Source organism: Tardiphaga sp. OK246 (assembly GCF_900188215.1).
Lineage (GTDB): Bacteria > Pseudomonadota > Alphaproteobacteria > Rhizobiales > Xanthobacteraceae > Tardiphaga > Tardiphaga robiniae.
The window spans coordinates 744577-769064 of record NZ_FZOX01000003.1 but is presented as its reverse complement, the minus strand read 5'-3'; the positions used below and the strand labels follow the sequence as shown (position 1 = coordinate 769064).

Below are 24488 nucleotides of genomic sequence, written 5' to 3'. Positions count from 1 at the left end.
CGGGGCGTCTACCCTTCCTCATTGTCCTTCATTTGCGCCACCAGCATTTCGGCAACCAATCGCGTTGAGGGCGATGCCATGCGTGCGGCCGACTGCACCAGCGTCACCTGTGTTGACTCCAGCCTGCGGTCCCGCGGCGGGATCGCGACAAGTGTGCCGGCATTGATCGCCGCCGTCGCCGAGACCATCGGCAGGAAGGTCGCAAGGTCGGTGCGGGCAGCCACGGTCTGGGTGAAGGCCAGCGAGTTGGTCTCGCTGCACATTTCCAGCCGCACACTGGCCTGTGCGCAGGACTTGTCGAGTTCCTGACGAATGCCGAAGGATGGATCCGGAAGGATCACGCGCAACCCTGCAAGATCCTTCATCGCGTAAGAGTTCTGGCCGGCGAGCGGATGCGTGGGCGCGACGATCAGGCAGACCGGTTGTCGCATGCGTCCGAGTTCGATCAGATCGCGTCGTGGCGCGCGGCCGAAGATCAGGCCGAGATCGACCTCGTTCTGGCTGACCATCTCGACCACATCGCGAGCGCCCACGGCAGTGACAGATAGTGCGATCCCCGGATATTGCTGCGACAGGTCGACGAAGGAGTTGGGCAGGAAGCTCGACAGCATGCCTTCGACAGTGGCGATCTTCACTTGGCCGCGGCGCAGCGATGCGAATTCCTCGACCTGGCTACGCAGCCCGTCGAGTTGGCTGCGGTTCTCGACTGCATAGCGATAGAGCACGTGGCCGGCATCGGTCAGGTTCATGCCGCGCGCGCCGCGCTCGAACAGCTTGACCGCAAGCTCCTCCTCCAGACCCTGCACCTGCCGGCTGATGGCGGAGGGGGCGATGCGGAGCGCTGCGGCCGCCTGTTTGATCGATCCGGACTCGGTAACCACGCGAAAATAGCGAATGGCGGTGGATTCGATCATCGTCAGTCCCTCGCGGCTGGCTGCCCAGCGCGATGGCAGGACCTGACTAGCGTTCTGATTTTCAGACCTCTCACATCGAAATTCAATGCTTTTATTCGAAATCTAAATTTGACAGAGTTTTGATCAGGTCACGGTCCCGTCATCGATGGAGAATTTGGATGTTTCATCCCCGGCTTGCTGTCTCGGCTTTTTCCGCATCCCTCCTGCTGGCTGCGGCTGGTTTGGGAGCGACCTCCTCAATGGCTTCGGCGGAGGATGTCATCCGCTTCGGCGCGCCGCTGCCGATCACCGGGCCGCTGGCGCCGGAAGCCGTGAAGCAGCAGCAGGGCTACGACCTCTGGGCCGAGCAGGCCAACAAGGCCGGCGGCATCGATGTCGGCGGCAAGAAGTACAAGGTCGAGATCGTCTATTCCGACTACCAGTCCAACACGCCGCGCTCGGTGCAGACCACCGAACAGATGATCACCCAGGACAAGGTGAACTTCATGTTCGGCCCGTTCGGCTCGGGTGCCGCCAAGGCCGCCAGCACGATCGCCGAGAAGTACAAGGTGCCGATGCTGGCCGCGACGGCATCGTCATCCCAGGTCTATGACCAGAACTACAAATATCTGTTCGGCACCTTCACCCCGAACGACACGCTGACCACGCCGCTGACGCAGCTCGTCAAGGCCAAGGCGGCCGACGTCAAGAAGGTCGCGATCCTTGCACGTAACGATCTGTTTCCGCTGGCCATCGCGCAGGAAATGGAGAAATCCGCCAAGACCAACGGTCTCGAAGTCGTTTACTTCGAGAAATACGCCATCAACACGCTCGACCACTCCGCGACCCTGTCGCAGATCAAGTCGCTGAATCCGCAATGGGTGTTCGTCACCGGCTACACCAACGACCTCTTGCTGATCCGCAAACAGATGGTCGATCAGCAGATGAAGGCCAATGTCGTGACCATGATCGCGGGTCCGGCCTATCAGGAATTCATCGAATCCGCCGGGCAGAGCGCCGAGAACATCTCCAGCGCCTCGTGGTGGCATCCGGCCGAACAGTACAATGGCAAGGACATTTTCGGCACCACGGCCAACTTCGTGAAGCTGTTCAAGGACAAGTACAAGCTTGAGCCCGACTACGCCCATGCGTCGGCTGCGGTCTGCGGTGCGCTGTTCCAGATGGCTATCGAGAAGGCCGGCTCGCTGGACCGTGACAAGGTGCGTGACGAACTCGCCAAGATGGATGTCGTGACCTTCTGGGGGCCGGTGAAGTTCGGCGCCAATGGCCAGATCAACTCACTCGAACCTCCGGTCTTCCAGATCCAGGCCGGCAAGCCGGTGGTGCTATTCCCGGACGCCATCAAGCAGGGCGAATTCAAGCTCGGCGTGAACTGAGCACGGCTGGGATCGGCGGGGGATCGATATGCTGGCCATCCAGGTCCTGATCAATGCACTCGTGCTCGGGTGTCTCTATGCCTGTATTGCGATCGGTTTCTCGCTGGTCTGGGGCGTGCTCAACGTCATCAACCTGATCCACGGCTCCTTCATCGTGCTCGGCGCCTATCTCGCCTGGGGCGCCTATAATTCGCTCGGACTATCGCCGTGGTATGCGCTGCTGATCGCCGCGCCGGCCTTCTTCGTGTTCGGCTACCTGCTGCAACGGCTGCTGCTCAACCGTGTCATCACTGCGCCGGTGCTGGTGACGCTGACGCTGACCTTCGGGCTCGATCTGATCCTGAACAATGCGATGATCTATTACTTCAAGGCCGACTACCGGAAGCTGATCCTCAATCCGCCCACGGGATCGATCTCGATCTTCGACGTCGTCGTCCCCGTCGACCGTCTGATCGCAACCGCCTCAGCGTTGGCGCTGACATTCCTGCTCTATCTGCTGCTGCGGCGTTCGAAAGTCGGTCGCGCCATCGTTGCGGTCCGGCTCGACCGCGACGCTGCCGTGCTGATGGGCGTCGATGTCAAATCGATCTACGCCATCGCCTTCGGCCTCGGTGCCGCGCTGGCCGGTTGCGCCGGTGTGCTGATGGCGCTGATCTTCCCGATCTCGCCGCTGACCTCGTCGGCCTATCTCGGCAAGGCCTTCGTGGTCTGTGTCCTCGGCGGTCTCGGCAGCGTGTCCGGCGCATTGGCTGGCGGCTTGCTGCTGGCGCTCGTCGAGGGCGTCGGCTCGGTCTATCTCGGGCCGGCCCATGCGGTGACGCTGTCTTTCGTCCTGCTCATCATCTTCCTTGTGGTCAGGCCGCAGGGCCTGCTCGGCCGAAAGGGTTTTGAATGACCCGGACCAATATCGCGCTTCTCGTCCTCATTGCCTGCGTAGCATCGCTGCCGCTGTTCGGCGACGCCTATGCGCTGCGCTTGGGCACCATGGCCTGCATGTATGCGATCTTCGCGCTATCATGGAATATCGTCGGTGGCTTCGCCGGCTATCCGTCCTTCGCGACGGCGGCCTTCTTCGGGCTCGGTGCCTACACCACCGGCATTCTCATGAACAAGGGCGTGCCGCTCACCGTGTCGCTGCTTGGTTCGCTTGTGCTGTGTCTGGTGCTGGCTGCGGCGCTCGGCGCCGTGCTGCTCAGGCTGCGTGGCCATTACTTCGCCATCGCCAGCCTGTCGCTGGTCGAGGTGTTTCGCGAACTCGTCAACAACGCCACCGACCTCACCGGCGGCGGCATGGGCCTGAATATCCCGCTGGTGTCTGGCTCCAGTGTCCTCTCCGACGCGACGTTCTTCTTTTACGCGATGTGGGGATTGCTGCTGATCACCGCGATCGTCGTCATCGCGGTGTCGATGTCGAAGCTCGGTTTCGGTCTCAACTGCATCCGGCAGAACGAGACGGCCTCGAACATGGTCGGTCTCAACTCGACGCTCTACAAGGCCGTGGCTTTCGGCCTGTCCGCCTGTTCCGTCGGTGCGGCCGGCGGGCTCTATGCGGCCTGGGTGCATTACATCGATCCGTCCGATGTATTCGACATCCTCTATTCGGTGAAGCCGATCGTGATGGCGCTGATGGGCGGGCTCGGTTCGCCGCTCGGCGTGGTCTGTGGCGCCTTCGTCTATCTCGGCCTCGAGGAAGTGGTCTGGCGCAATTACATCCAGATCCATTCGGGCGTGCTGGGTGTCCTCATCATCCTGCTGCTGCTGTTCCTGCCGCATGGGCTGATATCCCTCCATGCCGGCAAGATCTGGCGCGGATTGACCGGACGAAAGGCAAAGCATGTCTGAGATCCGTCACGAAATCCTGCATCTGAGCAACGTCTCGCGAAACTTCAGCGGGTTGAAGGCGCTGAGCGACGTCTCGCTCTCGGTCAACAAAGGCGAGGTGGTCGGCCTGATCGGTCCGAACGGTGCCGGCAAGACCACGCTGGTCAACACCATCTGCGGCGTCACCCCGGCATCGTCGGGCGTTGTCACCTTCGATGGCAAGGATATCACGCGGATCAAGACCTATCAGTCTGCGCGACTCGGTCTGTCACGCACCTTCCAGATCGTGCAGCCCTTTGCGGAATTTTCGGCGCTCGACAATGTCGCTGCCGCTGCCTTGTTCTCGCAGCCGGGCGAGAGCCTGAAATCGGCGCGCGAGGCCGCCCGCGCGCATCTCGCATTCGTTGGCCTCGACGCACAGGCCGACCAGTCCGCGGCGACGCTGACGCTGGCCATGCGCAAGCGGCTGGAGCTAGCCAAGGCGCTGGCGATGAAGCCGAAGCTGCTGTTCCTCGATGAGGTCAATGCCGGTCTCAACAGCGCCGAAGTCGAGCGCGCCACCAAGCTCATTCACCAGCTCGCGGCCGATGGCATCACCATCGTGATGATCGAACATCTGATGAAGGTCGTGCTCAATGTCTGCACCCGCATCGCGGTGCTGCATAACGGACGGCTGATTGCTGACGGTGCGCCGCGCGACATCATTAAGGATCCCGCCGTCGTCGATGCCTATCTGGGCCAGCAATATGCACAACGGAACGCCGCCCGTGGCTGATCATCCGATGCTCGAACTGAATGGGGTCTGCGCCGGTTACGGCGAAATCCAGGTGCTGTGGGGCATCGATATGGTGGTCCGCTCCGGCGAGATTACCGCGCTGATCGGCTCCAATGGCGCCGGCAAGACCACGCTGATGCGCGCACTGTCCGGGCTGATCCCGCTGACATCAGGCAAATATGTCTCGGAAGGCGTCGATCTGTCGAAGGCGATAGCTGCACAGATGCTGGCTCATGGTATCGTCCATGTGCCGGAAGGGCGCCGTCTGTTCGGTGCGATGAGCATCGAGGACAATCTCCTGATGGGCGCCTATTCGCGCAGCGTCAGCCGTACTGAGCTCAATCGCGATCTCGACCGCGTCTATACGACGTTCCCGAAGCTGCGTGAGCGCCGCAACCAGGCGGCGGCGACATTGTCCGGTGGCGAACAGCAGATGTGCGCCATCGGCCGCGGGCTGATGAGCGCGCCGCGCCTCCTGATGATCGACGAACTCTCGCTCGGCCTGTCGCCATTGCTGGTGGAGCAACTGGTCGCGGCGCTGCGCCAGTTGAACTCCGAAGGCATGTCGATCCTTCTCGTCGAGCAGGACGTCACCACGGCGCTCGACCTCTGCCATCACGCCTACATCATGGATATGGGCCGCATCGTGCGCACCGGGCAGGGCGCCGAATTGCTGGCCGATCCCATCATTCGCGACGCCTATCTCGGCGTCCTCGAAGACTGACTTTGATTTCACCTGAAGAGGCAAACATGATCGAGACCGTCGAAGCCCCCAATAGCGGCTACCGTTACATGCCCGGCGTCAGCCAGTATTCCTGCGGCGTCGGTGCGCTGCCCGGCTTTGCGCTGGAGCGCGTGCGCTTCTCCAAAGTCGTTCCGCTGAAGGAGGGGTTCGCCAGGGTTGCCGAGATCATCAAGGCGGCCGGCCGGCCACTGACCGCCTTTGCAGCCTGCGAACTGCGCTCGCCGGCGCCGTTCACGGAGCAGGGGTTCATCGACTTCAACGAGATCTACATCAAGACGCTCGAAGAGTGGGGCGTCATGAAGGATCGCGTGAATCCGATTGCGCGCAGCAATGTGTGTCCGAAGATCGATCCGCCGTCGGAGCCCGGCTTCCACGCCTTCTCTTTCACGACCTTCGCGCCGAATGCGCCGGCATCCTTCGTCATCGCCGGCAGCGGCGAGGCCGCCGAGGGCAAGGGCGACTATCGCGACAACACGGTACGCCTCGGCGACATCAGCCCATCGGGCATGCTGGAAAAAGCCAAGTTCGTGCTCGACGAGATGGAGCGCCGCATGAGCGCATTCTCCGGCACCTGGGATCAGACCACCGGCGCGCAGCTCTACACCGTGCGCGACGTCTATGCGCTCTTGGAAAGCGAACTCGGCCGCCGCGGTGTGTTCCGCAACGGCCTGACCTGGCACTTCAACCGCCCGCCGGTCGTCGATCTCGAATACGAGATGGATTGCCGCCGCGTGCATGTCGAGCGCGTGGTGGAAGTCTGACGAAGGTCTAGGCCTATCCTTCGTCGTTGCGAGCGTAGCGAAGCAATCCAGTCTTCCTTGGTAGTAGGTAAAGACTGGATTGCCGCGTCGCTTCGCTCCTCGCAATGACGGATCGATAGACAACGGCGCAGCTCGAGACTCTCGCAGGTATCACACCCCGGCGACGATCGTCTTGCGATACAGCGCGCTGTAGCTGGCGGCAGAAATATTCCAGCTGAACGATTTCGACATGGCGCTGCGGCGCATCGAGTTCAGGCGATCCTTCGAGCCATAGGTCGCGAAGGCCCGCAGGATGCCGCCCAGAAATGACTCGGTGGAGGGCTGCGTGAATAGGAAGCCGGTCTCGCCATCGACGATGGTTTCGGCGAGGCCGCCGGTCTGGTGGCCGATCGGCAGCGAGCCGAAGCGCTGCGCATACATCTGGCTCAGGCCGCAGGGTTCGAAGCGCGACGGCATCAGCGTGAAGTCGCTGCCGGCGAAGATGCGCCGTGCCTCGCGGTCGTTGAAGCCGATGGCGACGCCGATCGCATCCGGACGGCGGCGATGCGCGTCCATCAGCGCGTTTTCGAGTTCGGTCTCGCCGCGGCCGGTGACGACGATCTGTCCGCCGGCGGACACGATGGCGTCGGCCGCCGACAATACGAGGTCGACGCCTTTCTGATGCACGAGGCGGGCGACCAAACCAAAAATGGGCCCGCGGGAGAGTGCGAGCCCAAATTGTTGACGTACCCCGTCGGCATTGGCGCGTTTGGCTTCCCAGTCGCCCGCGCCGAACGGTCTCATGAGCTCCGCGCAGACGCGCGGATCCCAGCTCTCATCGATGCCGTTGAGGATGCCGGTCAGGCGCGACTCGTTGGAGCGCTTGGTGAGCAGGCCTTCCAGCCCGCAGCCGAGTTCCGGCGTGGTGATCTCGCGCGCGTAAGTCTCGCTCACCGTGGTGAGGTGCGATGAGTAGATCAGCCCGCCCTTGAGGAAGGAGAGCTTGTCGTAGAATTCCAGCCCGTCGATATGGAACGACTCCGCCGGCGCACCGATCCGGCGCAGCGAAGACTTCGGAAACAGGCCCTGATAAGCGAGATTGTGGATCGTCAGGATGGTCGGGATCTTCACCCCGCTCCAGGCGAGATAGGCCGGCACCAGGGCCGCCTGCCAGTCATTGGCGTGAACCAGATCGGCCGACCAGTTCTTGTCGAGCTTGCCGGAGGCGAGCAGTGCCGCGGCGGAGGCGAAGCGTGCGAAGCGGATGTCATTGTCCGGCCAGTCCCGGCCGCAGGCGTCGCCATAGGGATTTCCGGGACGGTCATAGAGCTGCGGGCAGAGCAGGATGTAGATCGGCAGTCCATCCTTGGTCGCAGCCAGACCGACCGAGCAGGCGGGCATTTCCGCCAGTGCCGGGCATTCGCCGACGATCTCGATGTCAGGAAACTGCGTGACGACGTCGCGGTAGCCGGGAAGGATGATGCGAACGTCGGTCCAGATGCGCAGGGCTCTAGGGAGAGCGGCGGACACGGCTGCAAGGCCGCCCACCCGGATGAAGTCGTCAATCTCTGGAGTGACGAACAGTACCCTCAAGAAATGCCCTCGTGCCCGCCGCGGCTACAAGGATACGAAACTGGTCCAGCGTCTTTGGGTACTTACGGAACCGAAGGGCAATGGAACTCAGTTTTGTTACTTGCGCTGCAAAATATCTGTCTCTGCACTGCAGTATATCACATCACTTAATACGGCATTGCAAAAGAGAAATGTGAGTTCGCTAAATTATCTCTGAAATCAGTGACTGGGTGACGACGGGACGATCAGCCGCAGGAAGCTCATGACGCAGCCGAGCGCGGCAAAGCCGGCACCGAGCGCCAGCGCCCAGGTCGCGCCGCCATGGCCGAACAGGCCGAAGCAGAAGGCGGCGAGTGCCGCGCCCATGCTCTGGCCGGTGAGCCGGGCGGTGGCCACGATACCGCTGGCGCCGCCGCTGCGGCCGGCCGGCGCGCTCGACATGATCGCCTTCATGTTCGGGGCCTGAAAGAAGCCGAAGCCGGCGCCGCAGATCACCATCCGCCAGACGATATTGGCGACGCTCGGGTCGGGCGGCAGGGTGGCCAGCAGCACCATGCCGATGCCGAGCAGGGCCATGCCGATACCGCCAAGAAGCCCGGCGGGATAGTGGTCCGACAACCGGCCGGCGATCGGCGCCATGATGCCGACGACTAGCGGCCAGGGCGTCAGGAAGAAGCCGGTCTCGACTGCCGAACGATGCAGAACTTCTTCGAAATAGAACGGCAGCGACACAAAGGCGAGGCCCTGGACGGAGAAGGAGCAAACCGCCGTGGCCGCCGACAGCGCGAACAATGGGCGGCGAAACAGGTCGATCGGCAGCATCGGTGCAGGGTGATCGGCCTGCCGGCGGAGCAGCAGCCACCCGAACAACAGGCCGGCAACCAGTTCTGCGACGACGATGGATGGCGCCGTGTGATGGGCGGCGCTGTCGATGCCGAGGATCAGCAGGCCGAGGCAGAGCGAGGTCAGCAGGGCACCGAGAAAATCGAAACGATGGGTGGCGCGCGCGGTCTTTGGCAGTGTCTTGAGGCTGATGACAATGGCGGCGAGGCCGAAGGGGAGGTTGATCGCGAACAGCCAGGGCCAGGTTGCAACCGACAGGATGCCCGAGGCGATGGTGGGGCCGAGGGTGAAGGCCGTCGCAACGACGAGGGCGTTATGACCGAGCCCGCGGCCGAAATGGCTTGGGGGATAAACCACGCGGACCAGCGCGGCATTGACGCTCATGGCGCCGGCGGCGCCGAGGCCCTGCAGCACCCGCGCGAACAGTAAAGTGTCCAGCGACCACGCGAATGCGCAGGCGACCGACGCGATCGTGAACAGGATCAGCCCGCCGAGATAGATGCGCTGATGGCCGACAATCTCGCCCAGCGCGCCGAATGGCAGCAGCGTGGCGACCATGGCGATCTGGTAGACATTGACCACCCAGATCACATCCGCTGGCGTGGCATGGAGGTCGCTGGCGATGGAAGGCAACGCGATATTGGCGATGGCGGTATCGAGCGAGGCCATGGCAAGGGCGGTAAAGATGGCAAGCCGCGCCCAACGCTGCTGGCTCGGCGTCAGCCCTTCCGTCGGCTGGGGAGCCTGTGCCACGATACCGTCTGCCATAGCTGGGGATTCCTGGGTGCGGCCGAACTGACCGCCGATCCGCGCTATCTAGGATAGTTCGCTTTGCCCCTACAGGCGTGTAACTGCATGAGGCATATGCACATCTTTATTCCCAGCGGAAAATCCGCTTTCGGCTGATCACATCGCTGTCAGGCGATTACATCGCTGGCGATCACATCGCCGTCAGACCGGCTTGGTCTTGAACCAGGTCCCGGACGCCACCGCCGTGACGATGATAGTGCCGTAGACGACCAGCGCGAAGGTCAGGCAGGCGAACAGCCAGGTCAGCGATCCCGTCAGCCGCAGCGCCAGCCAGCCGCCGCCGATCGAGATCAGCAGCCGCAGCACGCCGGCGAGCAGGGGATAGAGCATCTTGCCGGCGCCCTGAGAGGCGAAATACAGCGACAGGCCGAGGCCGAAGAAGCCATAGGCCGGGCCGACAATCCGCAGATAGGCGCTGCCGGTCTCGATCATCTGCGGATCCGACCCGAACAGGCCGAGCCACGCGGCTGGCCAGATCGCGGCCGCCAGGCCGACGGTTTCGGTGATCACGAACACCATGCCGCCGCCGATCAGCGCCGCCCGCAGCGCGCGCTGCTCCTGTCCGGCGCCGATATTGGTGCCGACCAGGGCCACCAGAGGTCCGCCAAATCCAAACGCCAATGGCACCATCAGATATTCCAGCCGGACGCCGGTGCCGAAACCCGCCACGGCGTCGCCGCCAGCGAAGCCGCCGACCAGTGCGGTGGTCAGCAGCACCGTGAAACTCGTCTGCAGCGAAATCACCGCAGCGATGGCGCCGACGCGCAAGATGTCGGCCGAGAGATCCCAGCGCAGGCGGGCCAGCTTGAAATGGACGATGCAGCGGCCGGAGAGGATGTATCCTGCGAGCACCGCGCCCACGGTGAAGGTCGACAGCACCACGGCCCAGCCGCCGCCGGCAATGCCGAGGGCCGGAATCGGTCCCCAGCCGAAGATCAGCAGCGGCGACAGCGGGATCAGCAGCACCACGCCGATACAGATCGACAGCGACGGCACCAGCATATTGCCGGTGCCGCGGATGATGCTGGCAAAGCCGTTCATCAGCCAAACTAAAACGCTGCCGCCGAACACCACGTTAGAATACTGCATGGCCGCGTCCAGCGCGCCGCCGCTGACGCCCATCGCCGTGTAAATCGCACGGCCCCAGATCAGGAAGATTGCCGAGCCGATCAGGCCGAGCAGGATATTGATGAGCGTGGCATGCATCACCAGTGCTTCGGCATCGTCGGTGCGCCGCGCGCCGAGCGCACGCGCAATCGCCGAGGAAATACCGCCGCCCATGGCGCCGGCCGACAGCATCTGCATCATCATGAAGCCGGGAAACACCACCGCCATGCCGGTCAGCGCATCAGAGCCGAGATGCGAGACCCACCAGGTCTCGATCAGGCCTGTTGAGGCCTGCGCCAGCATCACCAGCAGATTGGGCCAGGCCAGCTTGACCAGCGTGGAAGCGATCGGCGCCTGCAGCAGCATGCGCGTCCGCGGGTTCATCTCGTGGACGGGCGCGGCCGTGGCGGCGACGATGGCCTGCGGCGTTTCCAGTTTCATGGTGATCCGTCCTTCTGCGGGCGCGGTTTGCTGAGCCGCCGTTGCACGCGTGCGCTCGCGGCAGGGCCGGGCGCATTGGCGTGGGTGGCTTCGGTGATTGGTTTGCCGGTACGGCGGTCGACCAGGATGGGGTCGGCGGTCTCGCCGGTCTCCTTGTCGATCAGAACAACACTTTCACCCTCAGGCGCGAAATGCCGGTTACCCCAGCTTTGCAGCGACCACAGCACGGAGCGGAAATCCCGGCCGCGCGGGGTCACGATATATTCGTAGCGCGGCGGCTTTTCGCAATATTGCCGCCTCGTGAGCAGCCCCGCCTCGACCAGGACTGCCAGCCGACGGGTCAGCATGTTCGGCGCGATGTTGAGGTTCTTCTGGAACTGATCGAACCGCGTCATGCCGTAGATGGCATCGCGCATGATCAGAATGCTCCACCACTCGCCGACGCGCTCGAGGCTGCGGGCGACCGGGCATTCCAGTTTTTCGAAACTCTTGCGCTCCATGGCGGGAAGATAGGGGAGTAACTATCATCATGCAAGTAACTTGGTGGTGACCCTCCACGGTCATTCCGGGGCGCAGGTCAGCGGCGAAGCCGCTGGCAGGCGAACCCGGAATCCCGAAGTGTTCAGCCATGTCGAGATTCCGGGTTCGCGTGCGCAAGATGCACACGCGCCCCGGAATGACGGCGTTAGTGCTAAGCCCCTTACCCCACCATCCGCTCGCGTCCGACCCAGAAGCTCGCACGGAGCGCCTTCTTATCGATCTTGCCGACGCCGGTCATCGGCAGCTCCGTCACGAACTTGATGTGCTTCGGCGCATGGGCCGAACCCTTGCGGGTCTTCACCAGATTGATCAGCTCATCCGCATCCGGCTTCGCACCGCCACGCGCGACCACGATGGCGGTGACGGCTTCGCCCCATTTGTCGTCGGGCACGCCGACCACGGCGCACATGGCGACATCGGCATGCGTGGTGAGCACATCCTCGATCTCGCGCGGGAAGATGTTGAAGCCGCCGGAGACGATCATGTCCTTCTTGCGGTCGAGGATGAACATGTAGCCGCGCTCGTCCGCGCGGGCGATGTCACCGGTGTGCAGCCAGCCGTTCTTGAGCGTTTCGGCCGTCTGCTCCGGCCGCTTCCAGTATTCCTTCATCACATGCGGCGCACGCACGCAGATCTCGCCGGCCTCACCGGGCGAGACCTCCTGATCGTCATCGTCGAGAATGCGGACATCGCAGACCGCGATCGGAAAACCGCAGGACAAAAACAGTTCGGGCTTCTTCTGATCATGATCCGTCTTGCGCAGTACCGAGACCGGATAGCATTCGGTCTGTCCATAAAGTTGCGAGAACACCGGACCGATCCGCTCGATGCCTTCGACCAGCCGGCTCGGTGACATCGGCGATGCGCCGTAAAGCACCAGATCGAGCGACGATAGATCGGTCTTTGACAGTGTCGGATGATCGAGCAACACATAGATCATGGTCGGCACGAACAGCGTGAAATTGATCCGCTCGCGTTCGATGGTCTTGAGCACCGTCTCGGGATCAAAACCTTTCAGCATATGCACCGTGCCGCCGCGCATCAGCGTCGGCAGCACCTTGGTGCCGGCGACATGGCTGATCGGCGCAACCGTGAGATAGCTCGGCGTGTCCGGGATCTCGAAGTCGGACAGAATGGCGCTGGCAAAACCCGACACTTCGCGATGGCGGCGCAGCGCACCCTTGGACTTTCCTGTGGTGCCGCCGGTGTAGTTGAGCACGGCGATATCATCGACATGTGCAAAGTCCCGCGCGGTGGCGCTGCCGCCCGAGCCGACGACTTTCAGCAGATCGATGCCGTAGTCTGCACGGCCCAGCGTGAATACGTGTTGCAGGCCCTGCGCGCGCGAGGCGAGCTCGCCGCCGCGCTGCAGGAAATTGTCGGCGTCAATGATCAGGATCGTTGCTTCGGCGTCCTCGATCTGGTCGATCTGGTCCTGCATCGAGCCCAGCGGGTGCAGCCAGGAGATTGCGAAACGCGACAGTTGCGCGGCGACGCCGGCGCACCAGGTGTCGGCGCGGTTGGCCGTGAGCAGCGCCACTTTCGTGCCGGGCGATGCGCCGAGGTTCATGAACACATTCTGCAGCCGCCCGATCAGGTCCGTGGTGCCGCGATAGGTGATCGAGCCGCCGGGCCAGCTGAAAGCGATGCGATCCGGATAGCGCGCCAGGGCCCGCAGGGTCTGCGCGCCAACGGTCGGAAACGTGTTCAGCACGTCCGTCATGGAAACCTCCCCAAATGTCCTCGGCTTCTGCGGGCCGATGGTTGCGGCAAGGCTAACAATGAATGCCGGGCATGCAAACATAAACCCGTATGGGCATTGCAGCATTCGCGATGAACTTGTGGCGGCTTTCGTCGTTTGCCTGTGCTAGAAGCGGTCGAGCCATTTGAGCCGCGTCACAGGAGAATTTCATGCGCAAGTTTTTGACCGTGCTGGCAGCACTGGCGACCCTCAGCCTGACCAATTGCGGTTACAACGCGATCCAGACCAATGATGAGCAGGTCAAGTCGGCCTGGTCGGAGGTGGTCAACCAGTATCAGCGCCGCGCGGACCTCGTGCCGAATCTCGTGAATTCCGTGAAGGGCTTTGCGCAACAGGAGAAAGACGTGCTTCTGGGCGTCACAAATGCACGCGCCAAGGTCGGCTCGGTGCAGGCGACGCCCGATGTGGTCAACGATCCCGCCGCGCTGCAGAAATTCCAGGCCGCGCAAGGCGAACTCTCCAGCGCGCTGTCGCGCTTGCTCGTGGTTACCGAGAACTATCCGCAGCTCAAGTCGGACGCGCTGTTCAAGGATCTGATGTCGCAGCTCGAAGGCACCGAGAACCGCATCACTGTGGCGCGCAACCGCTACATCAAGTCGGTGCAGGATTATAATGTCGGCGTGCGCACCTTCCCGAACAATCTCACCGCCATGATGTTCGGCTACAAGGAGAAGGCGAATTTCTCCGTCGCCAATGAGAGCGAAATCTCGACCGCGCCGAAGGTCGACTTCAACCCGACGCCGGCGCCCGCGAAATAGGCCGGTGCCGATCAGGCCGATCCGATGAAGGCGATCAAAGCCTGTCTGCTGGCATTGCTGCTGTGTTGGAGCGCCGTCGCTCTGGCCGATGTGGCCGTGCCGGCTTTGACGGGGCGCGTGGTCGATCAGACCGCGACGCTGAGCCAGGGCGAACAGGCATCGCTCGACAGCACGCTGCGTGATTTCGAGTCGCGCAAGGGCAGCCAGATCGTGGTGCTGATCGTGCCCACCACGGCGCCGGAAGCCATCGCGCAATACTCCATCCGCGTTGCCGAAGCCTGGAAGATTGGCCGCAAGAAAGTCGATGACGGCGCGATCCTGCTGGTCGCCAAGGACGATCGCAAGCTCCGCATCGAAGTTGGCTACGGCCTCGAAGGCGCGCTGACCGACGTCACGACAAAACGGATCATGGACGAGATCATCACGCCGCGCTTCAAGACCGGCGATTTCGCCGGTGGCATCTCGGCGGGTGTCAACCAGATCATCAAGGTGGTCGACGGCGAGCCGCTGCCGGCGCCAGATGAATGGAAGGGCAATTCGAATGCCCTCGACCAGATCATGGAATATGCGCCGTTCCTGCTGTTCGGCGTGCTGATCTTCGGCAGCATCTTGCGCAATATCTTCGGCCGGCTGTTCGGCTCATTGGCCACCGGCGGGCTCGTCACCGCGGTGGTCTGGTTGGTCGCCGGCAGCCTGCTGTTCGGCGGCATTCTCGGCGCGGTCGCGTTTTTCTTTACGCTGATCAGCGAGGCCCTCATGTCGGGTGGCGGAGGCGGTGGACGTCGCGGCGGTGGCTATATCGGGGGCGGCGGCGGTTCCTGGTCATCAGGGAGTTCATCGAGCAGCGGCGGCTTCAGCGGAGGCGGCGGCAGTTTCGGTGGCGGCGGCGCTTCGGGGAGTTGGTGATGAGCCTGAAACGCATCGGCAACCATCTGCTCGGCAATCGCTCGCGGGTCCGCAAGGCGTTCCCGCCGCAATCGCTGGCGGCGATCGAACAGGCCATCAAGGCCTCCGAAGCCAGCCATGCCGGACAGATCCGCTTCGTGGTCGAGGGCGCGCTCGACGGCGCGCCGCTGTTCCGCAATCAATCCGCGCGCGAACGCGCCATCGATGTGTTCGCGCAACTGCGCGTCTGGGACACCGCGCATAACAACGGCGTGCTGATCTATCTGCTGCTCGCCGATCGCGACGTCGAGATCGTGGTCGATCGCGGCATCGATGCCCGCGTCGGCAAAGCCGGCTGGGAAGCGATCTGCCAGATGATGGAAGCGGAGTTTCGCGCTGGGCATTTCGAGCGCGGCGTGATCAAGGGGATCGACGCGGTGACGCAGCATCTGGCGGCTCACTTTCCGCGCGATGCCGGCTCGGTGAATGAACTGCCAGATGCGCCGGTGGTGCTGTAGCGCTACGCCTTCACCGACTCCCGCGTATTCACGCGTTCGAACCACGCCGCGACCTTCGCATTCCCTCGGTCCCACGGCTGCTTCACCTTGTCGGCGAAATCGAGCCAGCAGAACAACACGATGTCGGCCATCGTGAAGCGTTCGCCGCAGATGAAGGTCTTGCCGGCCATCTGTCCGTCGAGCCAGCGCAGCCGGTCGATGGCAATTGTCTTCAGGCCCGGCGCGCCTTCGGGTACGCAGACGATGCGCGTCTCGAAGCGCTTCAATCCCTCCGAAAAGCGATAGCCGTTGGCGATGTGCTGGCAGATGTTGAGATCGATGCGCTGCCGCCACATTCGCGCTTCGGCGCGCTGTTCGGGCGTGGTGCCGATCAGCGGCGGCGTTGGATGGGTCTCCTCGACATATTCGCAGATCGCGACGGTTTCGGACACATAGGCGCCGTCGTCGAGTTCGAGCGTCGGCATCTGCCCATGCGGATTGCGCGCCAGATGCGCGGATTCGCGGTTCTCACCACCAGCAAGATCGACGGTCTGGACGGGGAGGCTGATGCCCTTCTCGGCCATGAACATGCGCACCACGCGCGGATTCGGTCCGATGGAATCGTAGAGCTTCATGGCATTTCCCCGATTGTTCTGTTTGCCGGTGTTGTGCGGGCGGGGCGCGTGCGCGTCAAGCAACGGTTCCCATCGCCGGACAAGAGGTGAAATTTTCGTAAGCACTGCACCCGGTAAGGATTTGGCAAGCAATGAAAGTTACCAAAGTGTTCATCTATTCCGGAGAATTTGATCGTGAGCGAGCACAAGGCCGATTCCACCCCAGACGTCAGCGGCGATCACGTCGACACCGGCGCGGCGGCGGCGGCCGGTTCCCACGATGCTGACATCAACGTGGATTCGCCGAAGCTCGCACCGGAGCAGGGCGAGGAGCGGCCCGCCCAGATGCCAAAGAGGGAAGCGCCGAAGCTCGGAGCGCCCGGCCGGATCACCATCATGGCTCCCTCCCGCGACAGCGGCCCGCATGAGGGCGCTTCCCGTGAGAATGCGTCGCGCGAGCGCTCCTGGGAAGACTTCGTCAATTCCGAGCCGAAGATTGAGTCGGCAGAGAAGGCTGGCCGCAGCCGGATGATGGCGATTGCCGCGATGATCGCGCTGGGCATCACCGTCGGCGCAGTCGGCGGTTCGGTCGCGATGTCGGGCCTCGGCAAGCTGTTTGCCGCCGACGACACCAAGTCGACCAACCAGGCACTGGAAGAACACATTGCCCGTCTCGACGGCGAACTCTCGGCGCTCAAGGCCGAGGTAGACCGCAACGCCAAGCAGTCCATTGCGGCGCGCGCGAAGTCTGCCGAGCGTCTCGACAAGCTCGAGAAGGCGCAGGCTGAACCGGCCGCGAAACTCGCCAAGCTGAGCGAGACCGTCGAAAAGTTGCGCACCACGCCGCCGCCTGCTGCTGCACCCGCGCCGGCCCCTGCACCGGTTGCCTCGGCACCGGCCAAGGAAGTGACCGGTTCGATCAACGCCCCGGTGCCGACCCCGGCACCGAAGCCCGAAGTTGCGCGCCTGCCCATGGTCGAAGGCTGGCGCATCATCGACATCGCCGGCGGCGGCGCCACCATCGAGGGCCGTGCCGGAATCTTCGAAGTCTATGCCGGCGATCCGGTTCCGGGTCTCGGCCGCGTCGATGCGATCCGCAAGCAAGACGGCCGCTGGACGGTGGTCACGAGCCGCGGCCTGATCGTCGCCCGCTGATTCCCTCCTCCTGCGATGAAAGCGTTCGGGCCGCTGCTGGTGCAGCGGCCTTTGTTTTGCGCTAGCCTTGCGTCCTGACCCGTCGGGATTGCGCCGTGCGACTTCGCTTGAACTTCATCGCTATCCTGCTGTGCCTCGTGGCTCCCGTCGCGCAGGCTGACGAGGGCAACGGTCTCGCCGTCACCGATCCCGGTGTGTTGCGGGCGCTGGAGACGCACGGGACCCACGGTCTCGGTCTCGCGCAGTTGCTCGATCCCGCGCGATCGGTACCGATCCCCAGTGATACCCTGTTCGCTCTGCCTGCGATGACGCCGGTCCGCGCCGCGTTGGATGATGCGTTCACGCGCTATCTCGCCGATCACCGGAGCCGCCAGCCGCGCGTGAGCATTGGTGTCGGCCCCGGCCATGATGTGCAACTGTTCGACCAGGCGATGCTGACATCGCCGGACGCGCGGTTCGTGCTCGCCGGAATCGTCAACCGCATGGATCGCGCCTATGTCGCACCCGATACCTGCGGTGAAATCAGGCTGATCTATCGCCTCACACGCACGGCCGCTGGCACGACGCCGCCGCGTCTGCCGATGACGCTCAATCTTGTGCTTCATGCGAAGGACCCGAATGATAGGTCGGTGACATGCACGGATCTCGCCGGGCGCTGGCTCGACTCTGCGTCATTCACCGAGACTGGCGCAGCACGCGCAGATCGCTTGCTGAAACCGGATGGTCCGCTTGCGACAATCACAGCCGCGCATGTCGATCGCGTCGAGACCAATCTGCAGATTGTGCATCGACCGAAGTCCGAGACGCAGGAATTCCGCACCGACTATTTGCAGAAGGTGTTTCGCTTCGATGCCACCGTGAAGCAGTTTCGCGAGGCACCCATGGAGAACCAGATCGACCGTGACCGGTTGCTGGCTGATGCGGCGCTCGGTCGCGCGTTTCGCGACTGGCTGCTTGCGCCCGTCAATCTCCTTGCTTTCGATCGCGGTACAGTTTTGATCCCCGAGAAATTCCTTGCGACCACGTCGCTGTCGTCGACACCAGCCGGCTTTGCACCGTCGGCCCTGCAGCCGGAATTCGGGCTGATAGACAGCAAGGGGAAGGGCGTGTTCAGCGAGCGTGACGTCGTCGCCGCGCTGGAGCGGGCAGTGGCGCAGGGCGGCGCCTTGGAGAATATCCGTTCGCCGGCTGGCTTCGCGCGGCGGCTGAACGACATCACCTGCGGTGGTTGCCACCAGATCCGCGGCATCGGTGGCTTCCATTTTCCGGGCGCGGACACGCTGGCAGACCAATCGCAGGGAACGGTTGCCGCATCGCCGCATTTCATCGGTGACCAGCCCCGCCGTCGCGATATCGTCATGGCGATGCGCGATGGAAAGGCGCCGGATTTTTCGCGCGGCTTCTCCGATCGCCCGCAGATGCGTGGTAACAATGAACTCGCGGGATCGCCTCTCCTCGATGGCTGGGGTGCGACATGTTATCGACCGAAGCTGAAAGGTGTCGCGGACAAGAGTTTCGCGACCTGGACCTGTGCCGAAGGTCTCGCCTGTCAGCAGATTGGTGCCGATGCATCGTCTGCGATCGGCATGTGTTTCGTGAAATGAAATGAGGGCGCGATGAACGAGACCGACAAAGAGATCAAGGAACGTGACATCGCGATCGCCGAGAACGAGAGCAAACAGCAGACGACAAGCAGCATCCGCGTCAGCGTCTGGGCGATCGGTGTGGCGGTTCTGCTCGGGCTCGGCTTCTTCGGCTGGCTGCTGGCGCGGTAGTCGAAAAATATGCCTCTCCCTGCGGACAGGGAGAGGCGAGATGCGTCAATTCGGACTGTGCGTTGGAACGATCAGCCCGGCATCAGCACGGTGTTGACGACGTGGATCACGCCGTTCGACTGGTTGACGTTCGGGATCGTCACGGTGGAAGCGCCACCCTTGGCATCGACGATCGTGACCTTGCCGCCCGAACGCTTGACGGTGAGCTGTTCGCCTTCAACAGTCGTCAGCTTCTTGCCATCGGTGAGGTCGGCCGCCGAGAGCCGTCCGGGCACCACATGATAGGTGAGGATCTTGGCGAGGGTCATCTTGTTCTCGGGCTGCACCAGCGTATTGACCGTGCCCTTCGGCAGTTTGCCGAATGCGGCATTGGTCGGCGCGAAGACGGTAAACGGGCCGGGGCTGGCCAGCGTATCGACGAGGCCGGCAGCTTTCACGGCGGCGACCAGCGTGGTGTGATCCTTCGAATTCACCGCGTTCTCGACGATGTTCTTCGACGGATACATCGCGGCGCCGCCAACCATGACGGTGTTCTCGCCCTTCATCATCTTGGCAGCAGCAGGCTCAAGGAAGCTCGCCGAAATCATCAGCGTGCTGAAGGCGGCAAATGACAGCAGTGCAATGCGCTTCTTGGACATGGTCGTCTCCCGGTTGATAGTGGCGTCGCCGGCGGGGAATCCGCAGGCGTGGTGATCTCGTTGCCGCGCGACATGGCGAGTGCCTGTTGCGCTAACGAGACCAGCTACGCGTTTTAGGGGAGGCGGTTTCAGGTCGGCCTGTGACCACTTCGTGATCACAGGCCGCATCGCAATTTGAAACTCTTTCGCGCGGGCTGCGTAACCCGCGGCTTGCGCGACTATGCTACCGTGCCGGAAGCGCGCAATCGTGCGATCTCGGCGTCATCGAAGCCGGCGCTGCGCAGGATTTCATCGCTGTGCTGGCCGATGGATGGCGGCAGATGCGGCTTGCGCTTGGTCTCGCCGCCGATCCAGATCGGGCTGTTGATGGTGAGGATGTCGGTTCCCTCGAACGGGATCAGCACATCGTTGTCCTTCATCTGCTGATCGTTCGGAATATCGTCGAGGATGCCGACGAAGCCGAAGACGAGGCCATTGCCGTCAAGTCGCTCGCGCCAGTCGGCGAGGTCGCGGGTCGCGAACACCTCGTCGAGGATCTTGATCAGTTCGACCGAGCGCGCATGGCGATCGGGTTTGGTTGCGAAGCGCGGATCGTCGCGCAGGTCCTCGCGGCCGAGGCATTTGGTGAAAGCCGGCCATTGCCGCTCTTCGGCAAGCAGCGACAGCATGATCCAGCGGCCGTCGCGGCACCTGTAGTGATTGGTGACGGCGTTGAGCGCTTCCTCGCGCGAGCGGCGCTTCTCGAATTTGGCGCCCACCAGCTTGGCCTGCGCCAGCACGCTCGACGACCATACGCCATTGGCCATCAGGTTCGACTTCACCTGGCAGCCTTTGCCGGTCTTCTCGCGCTTGTAGAGCGCGGTGACGATGGCGCCGTAGAGCGCCATGGCGCAGGGGTGGTCGCCCATGCCGGCGATCGAACGCGCGGGCGTGGTGTCCTCGTCGGCGCGCACCAGATCCATCATGCCGGAGCGTGCCCACCAAGCGGTGGAGTCGAAACCTGGCTTGTCGGCTTCCGCGCCCTTGTCGCCATAGCCTGTGAAGCAGGCATAGATCAGCTTCTCGTTCAGCGGCGCGATATCCTCATAGGCGATCTTCAGGCGCTTGCGCACCGGCGGTGGGAAATTGGTGATGAACACGTCCGCTTCGGCAATGAGCTTGTAGAGCACCGCCTGGCCTTCCGGCTTGGCCAGATCGAGCGCGAGACTCTTCTTGTTCCGGCTCTCCATCATCCACGCATAGTTGTGCTCGCTCTTGGGATAACCGGGCAGGTTGGGCAGGTTGCGATAGGGGTCGCCGGCACCCGGCGGTTCGATCTTGATGACGTCGGCGCCGAAGTCGGACAGCACTGTGGCTGCGGCGGGCGCGGCGATGAAACTCGCGCAGTCAAGCACCTTCAGCCCCTTGAACAGACCGTCTTCCATACGTCACTCCCGTCGCTTTTGTTCTGCGTGTTGTTCTTGCCGTCTGCCGGAATTTAATTCCATCCGGAATCCGGTGGCGCATTTGACCCATCTTCGACGGGTGATGCAACGGGCTCAGCTAACCCTCCCCTGGAGGGGGAGGGTCGCTACGTGCATAGCGCGCAGCGGGGTGGGGTGAAGCAGCAAGCTCCGTCGTTGTGGCTTCACCCCACCCCGTCTCGCAACACGCGTTGCGTGCTGCTCACCGACCCTCCCCTCCAGGGGAGGGTAAGAAGGATCAGTTTTGATCTGTCATCAATGCTGCATTGCCACCTGCGGCAGCCGTGTTGATCGTGACCGTCTGCTCGGTGGCGAAGCGGGCGAGGTAATGCGGGCCACCGGCTTTCGGGCCGGTGCCGGACAGGCCGAAGCCGCCGAAGGGCTGCACGCCGACCACGGCGCCGATCATGTTACGGTTCACGTAGACATTGCCGACCGGCAGGCGGGCGATCACGCGCTCAACCATATCGTCGATCCGCGAATGCACGCCGAGCGTGAGCCCGAAGCCGGTGTCGGCAATGTCCTGCAGCACCTTGTCGAAGTCGGCAGCGCGGTAGCGCACCACATGCAGGATCGGACCGAACACTTCTTCGGTGAGCTCACGTGCGCTCGCGAGTTCGAAAATATGCGGTGCGACGAAGTTGCCTGCAGGTGCCGTGCCCGCAAAGTGCACGCGTGCCTCGATGGTCATGCGCGCAATATGCGCATCCAGCTTCTGCTTCGCCTCGGCATCGATCACTGGGCCGATATGGGTGGCGGCATCACGGGGGGCGCCCAGCTTGAGTTCCCGGGCCGCGCCCACGATCATCTCGATCATGCGGTCGGCGACATCGTCCTGCACCAGCAGCAGCCGCAGTGCCGAGCAGCGCTGCCCGGCCGACCGGAACGCGGACATCACCACATCGTCGGCGACCTGCTCGGGCAGAGCCGTAGCATCGACGATCATTGCATTGATGCCGCCGGTCTCGGCGATCAGTGGCACGATCGGGCCATCCTTGGCGGCGAGGGTGCGGTTGATCGATCGGGCCACCTCTGTTGATCCCGTGAACACCACGCCAGCAATGGCGGGATGCTCCGCCAAAGCCGCGCCGATGTGGCCGTCGCCCTGGATCAGATGCAATGCTGATGTGGGTACACCGGCTTCATGGAGCAGGCGCACGGCTTGCGTCGCGATGCGTGGCGTTTGTTCGGCCGGCTTGGGGACAATGACATTGCCGGCCATCAGCGCGGCGCTCACCTGGCCGAGAAAGATCGCCAGCGGAAAATTCCACGGCGAGATGGCGACAAAGACGCCGCGGCCGCGCAGGCTCAACACGTTGCTCTCGCCGGTGGGCCCGGGCATCACCTCGCCCTCGCCGAATTGCTTGCGGCCTTGCGCGGCGTAGTAACGGCAGAAGTCGATGGCTTCGCGGACCTCCGACAGCGCATCGTCGAGCGTCTTGCCGCCTTCCTGTTGCAGCAATGCGATGAAGGACGCGCGGCGCTGTTCCAGACGATCGGCGGCGTTGTCGAGGATCGCCGCGCGGTCTTCGGCCGGGCTGCTGCTCCACGATGCAAAGCCGGCGCGTGCTGCCATCACTGCAGCACCTGCCTGCTCGGCATTGGCATCGACCACCTTGTCCATGTCTGGCTTGCTGGCCGCAATCTCGGCCAGCAATTTGTTCAACGCAGCGCGTTCGCCGAATTCGATGCCGCGTGAATTGGTGCGCTCGGGTCGATAGAGATCGACAGGCAATGGAATCTTCGCATGCCGCGCACGATCGGGCGCGCCGATAATCGCGGCCGGTCGCTGCAGTAACGTGGCGACAGGCACAGCGTCATCCGCGGCGATCGCCACGAAAGATGAATTCGCGCCATTCTCCAGCAGACGTCGTACCAGATAGGCCAGCAGATCGCGGTGGCTGCCGACCGGCGCATAGGTGCGCCAGCGGATCGCGGGATGATCTTGGCCGAGCTGCTCATAGAGTGCGTCGCCCATGCCGTGCAGGCGCTGGAATTCGTAGCCGCCGCTGGTGCCAGCCAGTTCGAGGATGGTCGCGACGGAGAGCGCGTTGTGCGTGGCGAATTGCGGGAAGATGCGCGGCCGTAAAGCCAGCAGCTTCTGTGCGCAGGTGATATAGTTGAGATCGGTCATCGCCTTGCGCGTGAACACCGGATAGCCAGCGAGGCCGCGTTCCTGCGCGCGCTTGATCTCGGTGTCCCAATAAGCGCCCTTGACGAGCCGCACCATCATCTTGCGATCGTGACGGCGCGCCAGCGCGTCGATGTGATCGATCACATCCGCGCAGCGCTTCTGATAGGCCTGGATCGCAAGCCCGAAGCCGTCCCAACCCGTCAGCGACGGATCGGCAAAGGCCGCATCGATGACATCGAGCGAGAGTTCGAGCCGGTCGGCTTCTTCGGCATCGACGGTGAAATTGAGGTCATAGGCCTTTGCCTGCTGCGCCAGCACGATCAGGCGCGGCACGAGTTCATGCATCACGCGCTGATGGCTCACCGCCTCATAGCGCGGATGCAATGCCGAGAGTTTGACCGAGATACCCGGCCGGTCGGGCAGCGGGTTGTTGCCCGCGGCGTGGCCGATGGCCGAGATGGCCGAGGCATAGGAGTCGAAATAGCGCTGCGCGTCGTCCTTGGTGCGCGCGCCTTCGCCGAGCATGTCGAAGGAATAGCGCGCCGGACGCTCGGACGGTGCACGCGCGCGGGCCAGCGCCGCATCGATGGTCTCGCCGAGCACGAAATGGCTGCCCATCAGCCGCATCGCCTGCCGCGTCGCGGTGCGCACCGCGGGCAGGCCGATCCGCTTGGCCAGCCGGCCTAGCGTGCCCGTCGGCGTCTCGCCGGGCTGGATCGCCCGCTGGGAGATGCCGAGCGCCCAGGCAGAGGCGTTGACCAGGAAGGCGCTGGATCTGGTCTCGTGATGAATGAAGTCACCCTGACCGAGCTTGTCCTCGATGAAGGCGTCGGCGGTCCGCGCGTCCGGCACCCGCAGCAGCGCCTCGGCCAGCACCATCAGCGCCAGGCCCTCCTTGGTGGAGAGCGCATATTCCCGCAGCATGTCCTCGACGCCGCCGAAGCGGTCGTCCTTGGCGCGGATCGCGTCGATCAGGCGCGTGGCCGTTGCGTCGATCCGCGCGTCCTGGGCGGGCGTCATGGCTGCGTCGGCCAGAAGCCCGGCGGCGATGGCCCCATCATCCGGTGCATAGAGAGCGGTGAAGGGAGGCATGAAATCGGGCGTCATGGGCGTTTCCTCGGAT

General features: G+C 63.4%; 22 protein-coding genes. 12 read left to right on the top strand and 10 right to left on the bottom strand.

Translation table 11 applies throughout. The annotated features are described in order from the left end of the window. Nucleotides 1-8: 8 nt before the first annotated feature. Nucleotides 9-914 (bottom strand): LysR family transcriptional regulator, encoded by a 906-nt coding sequence (locus tag CHC01_RS16570; protein WP_089265324.1) that lies wholly within the window; start codon nt 912-914, stop codon nt 9-11. A gap of 239 nt (nt 915-1153) precedes the next feature. On the opposite strand from CHC01_RS16570, the gene CHC01_RS16565 reads away from it, so the two are divergent. The 6 genes from CHC01_RS16565 to cnbZ are packed head-to-tail and all read left to right on the top strand — an operon-like array spanning nt 1154 to nt 6392. Continuing rightward, entirely contained in the window at nt 1154-2290 is a 1137-nt protein-coding gene (locus CHC01_RS16565) for an amino acid ABC transporter substrate-binding protein (RefSeq protein ID WP_244558384.1), read from the top strand. A gap of 28 nt (nt 2291-2318) precedes the next feature. After that, on the top strand, nt 2319-3185 hold the full coding sequence (locus tag CHC01_RS16560) for a branched-chain amino acid ABC transporter permease (RefSeq protein WP_089265322.1): 867 nt from the start codon (nt 2319-2321) through the stop codon (nt 3183-3185). Further along, a complete protein-coding gene (locus CHC01_RS16555) occupies nt 3182-4132 on the top strand; it encodes a branched-chain amino acid ABC transporter permease (RefSeq protein ID WP_089265321.1) in 951 nt (316 codons plus the stop codon). The genes CHC01_RS16560 and CHC01_RS16555 overlap by 4 nt, the downstream gene beginning before the upstream one ends. Then, a complete protein-coding gene (locus CHC01_RS16550) occupies nt 4125-4886 on the top strand; it encodes an ABC transporter ATP-binding protein (RefSeq protein WP_089265320.1) in 762 nt (253 codons plus the stop codon). Before CHC01_RS16555 ends, CHC01_RS16550 begins: the two co-directional genes overlap by 8 nt. 7 nt (nt 4887-4893) lie before the next feature. After that, nucleotides 4894-5610 carry an ABC transporter ATP-binding protein gene (locus CHC01_RS16545; RefSeq protein WP_210421684.1) on the top strand — a complete coding sequence of 239 codons (717 nt, stop codon included), beginning with the start codon at nt 4894-4896 and terminating at the stop codon, nt 5608-5610. 26 nt (nt 5611-5636) lie between these two features. Beyond that, entirely contained in the window at nt 5637-6392 is a 756-nt protein-coding gene (cnbZ, locus tag CHC01_RS16540) for a 2-amino-5-chloromuconate deaminase CnbZ (protein WP_089265319.1), read from the top strand. A 150-nt stretch (nt 6393-6542) separates the two neighbouring features. On the opposite strand, the gene glgA is transcribed toward cnbZ, so the two are convergent. The 5 genes from glgA to CHC01_RS16515 form a co-directional block, all read right to left on the bottom strand. After that, a complete protein-coding gene (glgA, locus tag CHC01_RS16535) occupies nt 6543-7964 on the bottom strand; it encodes a glycogen synthase GlgA (protein WP_089265318.1) in 1422 nt (473 codons plus the stop codon). Between the two features lie 198 nt (nt 7965-8162). After that, nucleotides 8163-9554, bottom strand: coding sequence for an MFS transporter (locus CHC01_RS16530; protein WP_089265317.1), 1392 nt, complete (start codon nt 9552-9554; stop codon nt 8163-8165). A gap of 183 nt (nt 9555-9737) precedes the next feature. After that, nucleotides 9738-11144 carry an MATE family efflux transporter gene (locus CHC01_RS16525; protein ID WP_231079783.1) on the bottom strand — a complete coding sequence of 469 codons (1407 nt, stop codon included), beginning with the start codon at nt 11142-11144 and terminating at the stop codon, nt 9738-9740. Then, nucleotides 11141-11644, bottom strand: coding sequence for a helix-turn-helix transcriptional regulator (locus CHC01_RS16520; RefSeq protein ID WP_089265316.1), 504 nt, complete (start codon nt 11642-11644; stop codon nt 11141-11143). Before CHC01_RS16520 ends, CHC01_RS16525 begins: the two co-directional genes overlap by 4 nt. 200 nt (nt 11645-11844) lie before the next feature. Continuing rightward, on the bottom strand, nt 11845-13407 hold the full coding sequence (locus CHC01_RS16515; RefSeq protein WP_089265315.1) for an AMP-binding protein: 1563 nt from the start codon (nt 13405-13407) through the stop codon (nt 11845-11847). A gap of 188 nt (nt 13408-13595) precedes the next feature. Here CHC01_RS16515 and CHC01_RS16510 point away from each other — a divergent pair, with 188 nt between their 5' ends. The 3 genes from CHC01_RS16510 to CHC01_RS16500 are packed head-to-tail and all read left to right on the top strand — an operon-like array spanning nt 13596 to nt 15607. Then, complete coding sequence (locus tag CHC01_RS16510) at nt 13596-14204, top strand: LemA family protein (RefSeq protein WP_089265314.1); 609 nt, start codon at nt 13596-13598, stop codon at nt 14202-14204. A 24-nt stretch (nt 14205-14228) separates the two neighbouring features. Continuing rightward, nucleotides 14229-15110, top strand: coding sequence for a TPM domain-containing protein (locus CHC01_RS16505; RefSeq protein WP_089265313.1), 882 nt, complete (start codon nt 14229-14231; stop codon nt 15108-15110). Next, complete coding sequence (locus tag CHC01_RS16500) at nt 15110-15607, top strand: TPM domain-containing protein (RefSeq protein WP_089265312.1); 498 nt, start codon at nt 15110-15112, stop codon at nt 15605-15607. Before CHC01_RS16505 ends, CHC01_RS16500 begins: the two co-directional genes overlap by 1 nt. Nucleotides 15608-15609: 2 nt before the next feature. On the opposite strand, the gene CHC01_RS16495 is transcribed toward CHC01_RS16500, so the two are convergent. Next, complete coding sequence (locus CHC01_RS16495; protein ID WP_089265710.1) at nt 15610-16221, bottom strand: glutathione S-transferase family protein; 612 nt, start codon at nt 16219-16221, stop codon at nt 15610-15612. 174 nt (nt 16222-16395) lie between these two features. Here CHC01_RS16495 and CHC01_RS16490 point away from each other — a divergent pair, with 174 nt between their 5' ends. The 3 genes from CHC01_RS16490 to CHC01_RS32605 all read left to right on the top strand — a co-directional run bounded on the left by CHC01_RS16490 (nt 16396) and on the right by CHC01_RS32605 (nt 19130). Then, nucleotides 16396-17355, top strand: coding sequence for a hypothetical protein (locus CHC01_RS16490; protein ID WP_089265709.1), 960 nt, complete (start codon nt 16396-16398; stop codon nt 17353-17355). A gap of 95 nt (nt 17356-17450) precedes the next feature. Next, nucleotides 17451-18959, top strand: a complete 1509-nt coding sequence (locus CHC01_RS16485) for a hypothetical protein (RefSeq protein ID WP_244558383.1) — start codon at nt 17451-17453, stop codon at nt 18957-18959. 12 nt (nt 18960-18971) lie between these two features. Further along, a complete protein-coding gene (locus tag CHC01_RS32605) occupies nt 18972-19130 on the top strand; it encodes a hypothetical protein (protein WP_176454609.1) in 159 nt (52 codons plus the stop codon). Between the two features lie 71 nt (nt 19131-19201). Here the strand turns inward: CHC01_RS32605 and CHC01_RS16480 are convergent, their stop codons facing one another. The 3 genes from CHC01_RS16480 to putA form a co-directional block, all read right to left on the bottom strand. Continuing rightward, on the bottom strand, nt 19202-19768 hold the full coding sequence (locus CHC01_RS16480; RefSeq protein ID WP_089265310.1) for a fasciclin domain-containing protein: 567 nt from the start codon (nt 19766-19768) through the stop codon (nt 19202-19204). Nucleotides 19769-19986: 218 nt separating this feature from the next. Further along, nucleotides 19987-21192 carry a CaiB/BaiF CoA transferase family protein gene (locus tag CHC01_RS16475; protein WP_089265309.1) on the bottom strand — a complete coding sequence of 402 codons (1206 nt, stop codon included), beginning with the start codon at nt 21190-21192 and terminating at the stop codon, nt 19987-19989. 277 nt (nt 21193-21469) lie between these two features. Then, the gene (gene putA, locus CHC01_RS16470; RefSeq protein WP_089265308.1) at nt 21470-24472 is read right to left on the bottom strand and encodes a bifunctional proline dehydrogenase/L-glutamate gamma-semialdehyde dehydrogenase PutA; all 3003 of its coding nucleotides are present in this window, start codon (nt 24470-24472) and stop codon (nt 21470-21472) included. Nucleotides 24473-24488: the final 16 nt, after the last annotated feature.

Bases quoted from the DNA above. Each gene is read 5' to 3' on its own strand.
- CHC01_RS16570 (WP_089265324.1), bottom strand. From the start codon at position 914: ATGATCGAATCCACCGCCATTCGCTATTTTCGCGTGGTTACCGAGTCC.
- CHC01_RS16565 (WP_244558384.1), top strand. From the start codon at position 1,154: ATGGCTTCGGCGGAGGATGTCATCCGCTTCGGCGCGCCGCTGCCGATC.
- CHC01_RS16560 (WP_089265322.1), top strand. From the start codon at position 2,319: ATGCTGGCCATCCAGGTCCTGATCAATGCACTCGTGCTCGGGTGTCTC.
- CHC01_RS16555 (WP_089265321.1), top strand. From the start codon at position 3,182: ATGACCCGGACCAATATCGCGCTTCTCGTCCTCATTGCCTGCGTAGCA.
- CHC01_RS16550 (WP_089265320.1), top strand. From the start codon at position 4,125: ATGTCTGAGATCCGTCACGAAATCCTGCATCTGAGCAACGTCTCGCGA.
- CHC01_RS16545 (WP_210421684.1), top strand. From the start codon at position 4,894: ATGCTCGAACTGAATGGGGTCTGCGCCGGTTACGGCGAAATCCAGGTG.
- cnbZ (WP_089265319.1), top strand. From the start codon at position 5,637: ATGATCGAGACCGTCGAAGCCCCCAATAGCGGCTACCGTTACATGCCC.
- CHC01_RS16530 (WP_089265317.1), bottom strand. From the start codon at position 9,554: ATGGCAGACGGTATCGTGGCACAGGCTCCCCAGCCGACGGAAGGGCTG.
- CHC01_RS16525 (WP_231079783.1), bottom strand. From the start codon at position 11,144: ATGAAACTGGAAACGCCGCAGGCCATCGTCGCCGCCACGGCCGCGCCC.
- CHC01_RS16520 (WP_089265316.1), bottom strand. From the start codon at position 11,644: ATGGAGCGCAAGAGTTTCGAAAAACTGGAATGCCCGGTCGCCCGCAGC.
- CHC01_RS16515 (WP_089265315.1), bottom strand. From the start codon at position 13,407: ATGACGGACGTGCTGAACACGTTTCCGACCGTTGGCGCGCAGACCCTG.
- CHC01_RS16510 (WP_089265314.1), top strand. From the start codon at position 13,596: ATGCGCAAGTTTTTGACCGTGCTGGCAGCACTGGCGACCCTCAGCCTG.
- CHC01_RS16505 (WP_089265313.1), top strand. From the start codon at position 14,229: ATGAAGGCGATCAAAGCCTGTCTGCTGGCATTGCTGCTGTGTTGGAGC.
- CHC01_RS16500 (WP_089265312.1), top strand. From the start codon at position 15,110: ATGAGCCTGAAACGCATCGGCAACCATCTGCTCGGCAATCGCTCGCGG.
- CHC01_RS16495 (WP_089265710.1), bottom strand. From the start codon at position 16,221: ATGAAGCTCTACGATTCCATCGGACCGAATCCGCGCGTGGTGCGCATG.
- CHC01_RS32605 (WP_176454609.1), top strand. From the start codon at position 18,972: ATGAACGAGACCGACAAAGAGATCAAGGAACGTGACATCGCGATCGCC.
- CHC01_RS16480 (WP_089265310.1), bottom strand. From the start codon at position 19,768: ATGTCCAAGAAGCGCATTGCACTGCTGTCATTTGCCGCCTTCAGCACG.
- CHC01_RS16475 (WP_089265309.1), bottom strand. From the start codon at position 21,192: ATGGAAGACGGTCTGTTCAAGGGGCTGAAGGTGCTTGACTGCGCGAGT.
- putA (WP_089265308.1), bottom strand. From the start codon at position 24,472: ATGACGCCCGATTTCATGCCTCCCTTCACCGCTCTCTATGCACCGGAT.